General features: G+C 56.6%; 13 protein-coding genes and 1 pseudogene. 8 read left to right on the top strand and 6 right to left on the bottom strand.

The window, feature by feature from the left end:
- Positions 1 to 494: pseudogene (locus tag ATI53_RS21990) on the bottom strand (IS5 family transposase); the annotation flags it as partial.
- 49 nt (positions 495 to 543) lie between these two features.
- On the opposite strand from ATI53_RS21990, the gene ATI53_RS21985 reads away from it, so the two are divergent.
- The 4 genes from ATI53_RS21985 to ATI53_RS21970 all read left to right on the top strand — a co-directional run bounded on the left by ATI53_RS21985 (position 544) and on the right by ATI53_RS21970 (position 3,375).
- A complete protein-coding gene (locus tag ATI53_RS21985) occupies positions 544 to 1,170 on the top strand; it encodes a tyrosine-type recombinase/integrase (RefSeq protein ID WP_111551390.1) in 627 nt (208 codons plus the stop codon).
- 110 nt (positions 1,171 to 1,280) lie between these two features.
- On the top strand, positions 1,281 to 1,763 hold the full coding sequence (locus ATI53_RS21980; protein WP_205912190.1) for a hypothetical protein: 483 nt from the start codon (positions 1,281 to 1,283) through the stop codon (positions 1,761 to 1,763).
- Entirely contained in the window at positions 1,760 to 3,124 is a 1,365-nt protein-coding gene (locus ATI53_RS21975) for a relaxase/mobilization nuclease domain-containing protein (protein WP_111551389.1), read from the top strand. The genes ATI53_RS21980 and ATI53_RS21975 overlap by 4 nt, the downstream gene beginning before the upstream one ends.
- A gap of 23 nt (positions 3,125 to 3,147) precedes the next feature.
- Complete coding sequence (locus tag ATI53_RS21970; protein ID WP_111551388.1) at positions 3,148 to 3,375, top strand: hypothetical protein; 228 nt, start codon at positions 3,148 to 3,150, stop codon at positions 3,373 to 3,375.
- 38 nt (positions 3,376 to 3,413) lie between these two features.
- Here the strand turns inward: ATI53_RS21970 and ATI53_RS21965 are convergent, their stop codons facing one another.
- The 3 genes from ATI53_RS21965 to ATI53_RS21960 are packed head-to-tail and all read right to left on the bottom strand — an operon-like array spanning position 3,414 to position 4,098.
- A complete protein-coding gene (locus ATI53_RS21965) occupies positions 3,414 to 3,596 on the bottom strand; it encodes a hypothetical protein (RefSeq protein WP_111551387.1) in 183 nt (60 codons plus the stop codon).
- Positions 3,593 to 3,865: a hypothetical protein gene (locus ATI53_RS23070; RefSeq protein ID WP_146609997.1), complete on the bottom strand. Its 273-nt coding sequence runs from the start codon at positions 3,863 to 3,865 to the stop codon at positions 3,593 to 3,595. The genes ATI53_RS21965 and ATI53_RS23070 overlap by 4 nt, the downstream gene beginning before the upstream one ends.
- A complete protein-coding gene (locus tag ATI53_RS21960) occupies positions 3,862 to 4,098 on the bottom strand; it encodes a hypothetical protein (RefSeq protein ID WP_111551386.1) in 237 nt (78 codons plus the stop codon). The genes ATI53_RS23070 and ATI53_RS21960 overlap by 4 nt, the downstream gene beginning before the upstream one ends.
- 525 nt (positions 4,099 to 4,623) lie before the next feature.
- Between ATI53_RS21960 and ATI53_RS21955 the strand changes: the two genes are divergently transcribed.
- The 3 genes from ATI53_RS21955 (at position 4,624) to ATI53_RS23065 (ending at position 6,277) form a co-directional block, all read left to right on the top strand.
- On the top strand, positions 4,624 to 4,803 hold the full coding sequence (locus ATI53_RS21955; protein WP_111551385.1) for a hypothetical protein: 180 nt from the start codon (positions 4,624 to 4,626) through the stop codon (positions 4,801 to 4,803).
- Between the two features lie 110 nt (positions 4,804 to 4,913).
- A complete protein-coding gene (locus ATI53_RS21950) occupies positions 4,914 to 5,621 on the top strand; it encodes a GIY-YIG domain-containing protein (protein WP_170134644.1) in 708 nt (235 codons plus the stop codon).
- On the top strand, positions 5,618 to 6,277 hold the full coding sequence (locus ATI53_RS23065) for a hypothetical protein (RefSeq protein ID WP_146609996.1): 660 nt from the start codon (positions 5,618 to 5,620) through the stop codon (positions 6,275 to 6,277). The genes ATI53_RS21950 and ATI53_RS23065 overlap by 4 nt, the downstream gene beginning before the upstream one ends.
- A gap of 59 nt (positions 6,278 to 6,336) precedes the next feature.
- Here the strand turns inward: ATI53_RS23065 and ATI53_RS21945 are convergent, their stop codons facing one another.
- Positions 6,337 to 7,245 carry an ArdC family protein gene (locus ATI53_RS21945; RefSeq protein WP_111551383.1) on the bottom strand — a complete coding sequence of 303 codons (909 nt, stop codon included), beginning with the start codon at positions 7,243 to 7,245 and terminating at the stop codon, positions 6,337 to 6,339.
- Positions 7,246 to 7,654: 409 nt separating this feature from the next.
- On the opposite strand from ATI53_RS21945, the gene ATI53_RS21940 reads away from it, so the two are divergent.
- Complete coding sequence (locus ATI53_RS21940) at positions 7,655 to 8,497, top strand: GIY-YIG nuclease family protein (RefSeq protein ID WP_111551382.1); 843 nt, start codon at positions 7,655 to 7,657, stop codon at positions 8,495 to 8,497.
- A gap of 12 nt (positions 8,498 to 8,509) precedes the next feature.
- Here ATI53_RS21940 and ATI53_RS21935 read toward each other — a convergent pair.
- Positions 8,510 to 8,770: transposase (locus ATI53_RS21935; RefSeq protein ID WP_211315413.1), on the bottom strand; the 261-nt coding region annotated here is incomplete at its 5' end.

The following is an 8,770-nucleotide window of genomic DNA, read 5'->3' as shown; positions in this document are numbered from 1 at the left end:
ATGGATGTGTATCTTGCGCCAGATGCGACGTTTGGGGCCGCCCGCTGCCCGGCAGTCGAAACGAAGTTTCGATGAGAGGGATGCTTGCGAGCATTCCACTCACCTTCGCCCTCGGATTTGAGACCAGTGCTGTCGATCAAAAGGTTCAGAGGGCCACTGCCGCCACGATACCGCAGGCTCACGTTCTGAGTTCTTTGGCGGCGACACAAGGTGCTGAAGTCCGGGACCGCCCAATCCAGACCGACGAGCCGAAGCAAGCTCTGCACGAACCCGGTTGTCTGCCTGAGCGGCGTCCCGAAAAGCACCTTCAAGGTCAGACAGGTCTGGATTGCGGCATCGCTGAACTGCTGTTGTCGACCGCGTTTGCCATTCGGCGGCGGCACCCAGACCATCTCGGGATCGAACCAGATCGACAGCGATCCGCGCCGCTTCAGACCGTCATTGTAGGACGACCAGGTCGTGGTCTTGTGCTTCGTGGGGGGCCATCTGCTCATGCCTCCCGCCTATCATGCTGGATTCGCAAGATGACTCCCTGACCCATTTGTGCAACAAAGCCGCCATGCGGTCGAACTGGGCTGGCGGCGCGATGATCCGACGCTTGGTATCCGAAAGCTGAAGGAGAAATCCGGCGGCTTCACGACCTGGGAAGAAGAGCACATCGAACAGATTCTGGCACACCACAAGCCCGGGACTCGGGCGCATCTTGCTTTGATGCTTCTACTCTGGAGAGGGCAGCGGCGTGGCGATGTGGTCCATCTTGGGCGTCAGCATATCCGCGACGGTGTTCTGACCGTCGTGCAGCGAAAGACGGCGCAGGCGGTCGACGTGCCGATCTTCCCAGACCTGAAGTCGGTCTGGGACGCTTTGCCGAAAGACAATCTCACCTTCCTGGTATCGGACTCGGGCAGGCCGTTGACGCCGGAGAGTTTTACGAACTGGTTCCGGGATATGGTGAAGGAAGCGAAGCTGCCCGATGGGCTTTCACCGCACGGATTGCGGAAGTCGGCTTGCGGCCGATTGGCCGAAACGGGCTGCACCCCGCACCAGATCATGGCGATTAGCGGACACCAAACCTTGTCCGAAGCGACCCGCTATACGGTCGCGGCAAGTCGAAAGGACTGGACGAAGCAGGCAATGGCGTCGCCAGGCGGGAAGAAAACCGGAACATAAAGTGTCAAACCCGGTAGGATAGTCCGACAATTTGCCTCGCAAGGCACTGATTTTACTAAACCCGAAAAGAGAGATGGTGGACCTGACAGGAGTGGAATCGAACCACCTGTTTGAAGTTCTCCAAGACTGGAACAGTCAACTCGCACAATTCGATCTTGATGATCGGTGGTGCGACAATGACAATTTCACACCGTGATTTCAATAAGATAGCGTCCGCTAAGGTTGGGGCGAACACAAAGCGCGAAGCGCCGTTTTCGCTGCGCCTGAGCTTTGAGGAAAAGGCCGCGCTCAAGAAGATGGCGGCTGGCGATCCACTTGGCGCGTATATCAAGTCCGTTCTCTTCGATGAGGCGCGCACTGGCGTGCGGCGCGGAAAAGCATCCACTGAGAATGGCAAGGCCGTAGGCCGTGCTCTGGGCGAGCTTGGCAAAAGCCGACTCTCGCAGAACCTGAACCAACTCGCTAAGGCCGTGAACATGGGCGCTCTGCCCGTCACCCCCGAAACCGAAGCCGAGATTCAAGATGCCTGCCGCGCCGTCAAAGATATGCGCGACGCGATGATGCGTGCCCTCAAGGATGGGGGTGGCCCATGATCCTCAAAGCAAAAGAACGGGGCAATGCACGCCAGCTCGCCAGCTATCTGCTCTCAATGAGGGATAACGAGCATGTCGAGCTGCATGATCTGCGCGGCTTCGTCAGCGATGACCTCGAAGAGGCCTTCGAAGAGCTGGAGGCCATCGCCAGCCAAACCAAATGCAAGAAGCCCCTGTTCTCCATGAGTCTGAACCCGCCCGAAGGGGCGCAAGTCAGCCGCGAAGATTTCGAGCAGGCTGTCGCTAGAATCGAGCGCAAGCTTGAACTGAACGACCATGCCCGCGCCCTAGTTTTCCATGAAAAGGACGGGCGTCGTCATGCCCATGCCGTCTGGAGCCGAATTGATACCGAGGAGATGCGGGCGAAGAACATGAGCTTTTACAAGCAAAAGCTCATGGACGTGTCCCGCGATCTGTACCTCGAACATGGCTGGGACATGCCCAAAGGCATGATCGACCGTTCCATGCGCAATCCCCTGAACTATTCGCGCGCAGAATGGCAACAAGCGCAGCGATCTAAACAGGACCCGAAACTGATCAAGGCGGCTATTCAGGAATGCTGGAAGAATTCTGACGGCACGGATGCCCTGAAAGCAGCACTCGAAGAAAAAGGCTTCTTCCTTGCGCAAGGTGATCGGCGCGGCGTGGTTGCTGTCGATGTTCGCGTTGAGACGTTCTCGCTATCGCGCTGGTCGGGCGTGAAGGCGAAAGATGTGCGCGAGCGCATCCCCGATGCCGACTTCCTACCGTCCGTCCTAGACACTAAGACACATATCGCCAGCCGCATGACCGACAAGCTCAAGACTTACATCCATGAGGTCGATGAGGGCTATAAACGCGCCTCTCCGGCTATCGAGTACAAGCGCCAGCAGATGAAGGCGCGGCACGGCGAAGAGCGTAAAGCTGAATATTCCCGCATTGCCGAGCGCGAAAAGCGCGAACAACTGACGCGGGCAGCGCGTCTGCCGAAAGGATTTAGCGGCATTTGGAGCCGCGTTACAGGCAAGCTTTCCAAGATCAAAGACCTGAACGAGATGGAAGCGCTGCGATCATGGCAGCGTGACCGCACCGAGAAGGACGCGCTCGTGACGCGGCAGCTCGATGAGCGCCAGCGCGTCCAAGATGCTGTCCGGAAGATGCGCGAGACCCGCGCCCAAGAAATCATGCAAATCCGCAAGGAGATTGCGGCCTATGTCGCGATGAAACGTGGCGATATTCCAAGCCTCGCGAAACGCGCCCAAAGCGAAGAGCAAGCCAAGTCGAAAATGCGCGAGCGCGGGCGTCAAGGATCAGACGGTCAGCGTCAGCGTCAACGCGAACGCACCCGAGGGCGCGGCGATGATCGTGGCCGAGAATTTTAACCCAAACGATAAGGAGGTCGCCAATGCGACAGAAACTACGACAAACATTCATGCTGAACTTAGATGAGAAACACGCTCACCTTCTCAATGATCTACGCGAGCATTTCAGGTTGAAGGCGGAAGATACCCTCCGCCTCACAATCAGGCTGGCTCATGCACGCTTGAAAAAGCCCGATGTGCTCGTACCGGAGTTCAAGCCATCGGCGCACCGCGATGATTGGTATGATGATGAAGACAACGGACCAGTCTAGATCGAAGAAAGCGCCGCGTGTTTCAGCGGCGCTTTTTTCTAGAGCGCGTCGAATAGATCGGCTTGTTTGAGCATTTCACTATCCTTCTTCGGCAGAAAGAGTGCTTTTGGGCCGACAAGAACGCAGTCCTGCTTGCCATGACGAACACGCATGCCGTGGTAGAACCCTTCGGGCTTGATACGCTGTTCAAAGGGCAGTATCGCGACTTCGTTGCAGGTCACGTAAGTTCGCCATTAAAGAAGCGCTCAGGCACGAGGCGATATGCTTCGGCAGATTTGCCGTTGCTCTGATAGTGAGTTCCTGTGCATACCCAGAGGCCATTCTCCCAAGAAAAGGGTTTCCTGATCTTTCCTTGGGCGATTTTGTCGGCGCTGTAGGAGGCCGCGATATCGCCTTCTCCGATCTGTCGGTTTCGCGTATGGCACCATGTCCCAGAAGCCAGGCGCGAAGGATCGACGTGGTGTTCTTGTGGTTCGATGGGGGCGCTCATGAGCGCCCCGCGTCGTTTGTGGTTTCGGGGGCATCTTCCAGCGGAAGGCGCAGGACGATGCGGCCATTGATCGGGCAGGTTTCGAGCTGGAGGGTGTAGCCGCGCCCGTCCTTGTGCTTCCAGGCCGCTCCGACTTTGTTCCAGAAGGATTTCTCGGCTCTTTGGGTGACGTGCCACGCCATGTAGTCGGGCGCGTTCAGGCTCAAGTTTTGGTTGGTGTTTTCGCGTGCCATGGTTTTCTCCTTTGCTTCAAGTTGGCTTGCTAACGCCCTCCCGACGCGCCGAAGGCAAAGGATTAGGGTTCATGTTCAACACGGCTGGCAAAGCCAGGTGGAGCGGGCAGGACATTGAAGAATGAGCCGCATTCGGCCAGGGATTTGGGGGCAATCAGTGCAAGCCACTTCGAGGCAAAGGCGTGAGACCAGCAGAGAAATTAGCAGCCTAGCCTGAGCAAGCCGCGTTCGTCAGAGCGTGCCGATGCGCGTTCACCCCGAGATAATCCGCATTTGATGAGACAAAGCGCCGCTGGCATTTGGCACGGGCGGGCAAAGGAATTCAAAGCCTCCTGCCAGAGTTTTGCATCAGTACGCCTTCGCGTTGATCCCCTTCTATCCGATGACGTCGCGCTTCACGCGCATCGCTCCATCGCTCCAAGTGCGTCTCCCGACCCATCAGGCCTTCACTGGCCAATGATTGTGTGTGTCCAGGCCGAAAGGCCCTGAGCGGTTCGGGGTCTCCTTGAAACAAAGGAGGATACGATGAAACTCGTCTCGCGATTTGAAGCGGCATCCCGTAGCACGGCAGAACTGCACGGACTTCTAACAGAAGCCTTCAACGCTTTTGCCGTCGCTCCGCGCGGAAGCCATGAACGCTGCGATGCTCTTCTGAGCATGCGTAATATCGAAGATGAACTGGCGGCTCGCATGCCTAAGTTCTAACTAACGCGGCCAGTCGTCAGGCTGGCCGCGATTATTGTCTTGTGGGTAGATCGGGGGCTCACTGGATTCTTGGTAGCTTCTACCAAAGTGCCTGCGCTACCATAGTGCCTATGACTAGCAGGCTTGCAGATTTACACCGTTTTTATGAGCTTATGGCCGAACTCGACGCGCGCACCCGTGGGAAGCGTTTACTTCAAGATTGCCACGGGAGAATGGATTGGCCGCAGCGTGGGGTCTACTTCTTCTTTGAAGACGGGGAAATGAGGGCCCATTCCAGTGGCGAGTCACGCGTGGTGCGCATTGGCACGCACGCGCTAAAAGCAGGCTCCCGTACAACCCTTTGGAAACGGCTTTCGCAGCATAAGGGCGTTGCGCGATCTGGTGGAGGCAATCATCGCGGGTCGATCTTCCGGTTGATCGTCGGCACGGCGCTTCTTGATCGTGACGAACTGCAGTCAGAGAGTTGGGATAATCGCCAATCAACCGCTCCGCGCGAGATACGTCTTGCAGAGCAACCTATCGAACAGGTGGTCAGCGGCGTGATCGGGGCTATGCCTTTTCTGTGGCTGGACGTTGGCGATGACGCTGGCGCAGAAAGCGAGCGCGGTGTCATCGAGCGCGGTTCCATAGCCCTTCTCAGCAATTGGCGAAACGAACCTATCGATCCTCCGTCAGATTCCTGGCTCGGCAATTATTGTAATCGCGAGCGCGTTCGTAAGTCTGGCCTCTGGAATTCCAACCATGTCGATGAGGCCTACGACCCACGTTTTCTTGATGTTCTGGAGCGACGTGTCGAACAGATGGGAACGCGCAAATGATTGTTGTCATTCAGTGTGCTGGCTCTAAGCAAGCAAATGCAGGAAGCCTCAGTGCGCCGGATGGCAGCCCCGTTCGCTTCGTGGCGCATCCAGAACTCGCACCTGATGACGGGGCATTTTACGCGAAGCCAGATGATCAGTGTAACGACGATACGACTTGGCGTGATCTGTTGCTGAAGATCAATCGTGGTGAAGCAGAGCCGCCGCCCAACCTCTTGGAGGCAGGTTCCCTTTATCGGCCTTCCGTGTATGGAGCGTTGCTGAAACATGTCGGGCGAGAAAAACTTTATGTCCTCTCTGCTGGCTGGGGGCTGGTCTGCTCGGATTTTCTGCTACCGGACTATGACATCACATTCTCGGGACAGGCAGAGGGTTTCAAGCGGCGACGAAAAGCGGATCGCTACGAAGATTTTTCTATGCTGCCGCCCGATTCAGACGAACCCATATTATTCTTCGGTAGCAAAGATTACTTGCCAATTTTCCGCCAGTTGAGCGCAGGTCATCGCGGACAACGGATTGTTCTTTTCAGATCGATAGAGCAACCAGACTGCCCTGAATGCGACACAGTTAGGTACGATACACCCCGCAGGACCAATTGGCACTACGAGGCGGCAGAAAGCTACATTGCAGGCAACCTTCAACTTCCCGTCCGATAGGACGCAGAGCGGCTGGCCCGATGGCCAGCCGCGAAATTTTTGTGCTGTTTGGAGCCGCCTTATGCAGCGACTCCCTCTTTGTCCTCTTCCTCGATCACAGGCTGGCATCCGTGCAAGAAGTCGGCGGCACGTTGCGCGTGGGCGGCGGCGCTAAAAATCGCTCGCTTGTCTTCCTTCAAGACCTTTAGCCAGCTTTGGATGTAGGCGGCGTGATCAATGCCAGGCTCGGGCATCAACTCCAGATCAGCGCAAAGGAAAGCCGCGCCAAGCTCGGCAACCAATTCTTCGCGGGCATAACCTTCATCACCCCATTTCTTGCGTCCGGATTCTCTGTCAAGGCGGCTCTTGTGCTTCGTCCAGTGGGTTAGCTCGTGCGCCAAAGTTGCATAATATGCCTCGGGGCTGCGGAAAGTTTCAAAATATGGCATCTGCACATGATCACCGCCGCAACTGTAATAGGCGCGGTTGCCACCGTGGCGAATGTCGGCGCGGGTGCGATTGAAAAATTCTTCTGCGTGATCGATCCGCAAAGCAGGATCAATCATGGCTTCCGGCTTGGTATAGTAATGCTCGGGCAAGCCTTCGATCTGCTCCACGTTGAAAACGCTATAGCCTTTCATGAACGGAATCTTGCGCTCTTCATCCTGCCCGTTCTCGCCTTCCTCGGTCTTGGTAATGGTATTGGCGTAAACAACTAGATTGCCGCACTCGCCCTTTTTCACATGCGCGCCCAGCTCCTTCGCTTGGCGGAATGTCATCCAGTATGAGGAAAGATAGCCTGCCTCAACGCTCGCGCCCCACAGCATCAAAATATTGATCCCGTTATAGGGCATTCCGTTATGCCGTAGCGGTTTGGTAATCTTTCCCTCAAGGTTTCCGTTGCTCCATGGCTTCAGCCAGCTCAGCTCGCCTTGCTCCAGATCAGCGATGATCTTGTCTGTCACTTTCTGATAAACGTTCTTCTTCATTGGTCTTTTCCCTTCATTGGATAGTCAGTTGCGCATGCAACTGGACTAGGCCTCGCGCCAATGAGCGGGGGGATGGCCGTCAATGATCCGCGAAGGCGCGAGGGGGATCACCCGCCCTGCACGACCAAAGGGAGGAAGGACGGGGATACGCGCCAACGCGCGCCCCAAAGGGCGCTTGGGTCTTGATGGTCAGGGGCTGCAAGCCCCAACAAAAGGAAAGAAGTGTCAGCCGTTCACTTCACGGCTGGCTTTAGATCGCGCAAGGGATGAATGCCTTCAGGCCGAGACTACAGGCTCGGTTCACGACAGCCCGGCCCGTAGGGTCGCGCCACACCCTTTCCCACAAAGAAAAGATCACTCATTCAAGCTCTTGGTAGCTTTCGCCTTGCGAATAGGGCAACATTGATCCATGCCAATTTTGTTTCAAGACATCTGGCCGATTGAGAACCTCGGCGAGTACAAAATTCACTTTGCCCGCTGGAACCAACACAGCCAGCCGCTGGAGGTATTCGCACGGGATCGTCGCGAGTGGCAGGAATGGCAGGAATACAGACCTGGCCGCGATGACTTCAACCGCCCACTAATCTTCTCGCTCATGCAGTTTTACCATGAGCAGGACACTTGGCTGTTCGGCGGGGTCTACCGCGTCCTTGCACGCCATGCGGATCGATACGAGGTCGAGCTGAGCGATATACGTGCCAACATGATTGGTCGACTAAAGCTTTTCTACCCCTACCGCGACCGCACAACGCGCCCCGTCATGGAGCGGCACCACGCAGCATTTGAAGTACACGAAATCCTGAGCGAGCCGTATTCAGGGCGTAACTTCCCAGGGTTTGACGATGCCGATCTATCCTTTGAGGAACTAGAAACGCTAATCCGCAACGAGCGTCTTGATTGGCGCGCTGCGATGGAAAACATTAAGGGCGTTTACCTTATTACCGACATCCACACGGGTAGGCGCTACGTTGGCTCGGCGTATGCCGATCTTGGTATCTGGTCGCGCTGGCGGCAGTATATCGAGACGGGACACGGCGGAAACGCCGAACTCACACGCCTTGTACGAGATGAAGGCGTTGGTTATTGCCGCGAGCATTTCCGTTTCGCTCTTCTGGAGCAACGTACTGCGCGCACACCCGATGATATTGTGATCGCCCGCGAAACCTTCTGGAAACGCGTGCTGCTCACACGTGGCGAGGGTCGTGTCGCAAATGCTGTGGAAATTCCCTGTCGGCGTGCTCCGGGCATTTGAAGGCTCGTTTTTTCAGGCGGCGAGGTCAAGAGGCATCGGTTCGATGGGCTGAGAGAGGGTTTCCCAGCCATCGACCTTTCGCATCTGGATCTGGCCTGAGGCGAGCAGCGCCCAGAGCAGCATCGGCACGGTTTCGGCGCAGGGCAGCACGGTTTGGGTCTTGATGCGACGGCGGAACTCCCCGTTCAGGCGTTCGATGGCGTTGGTGGTCCGGGCCGATTTCCATTGCGACGGGTCAAGCCGAGTGAAGGTGAAGAGGCGCGCCCCGGCTTC

The organism is Salipiger aestuarii (assembly GCF_003259905.1).
GTDB lineage: Bacteria > Pseudomonadota > Alphaproteobacteria > Rhodobacterales > Rhodobacteraceae > Salipiger > Salipiger aestuarii.
This window is presented reverse-complemented; position numbering and strand designations above follow the sequence as displayed.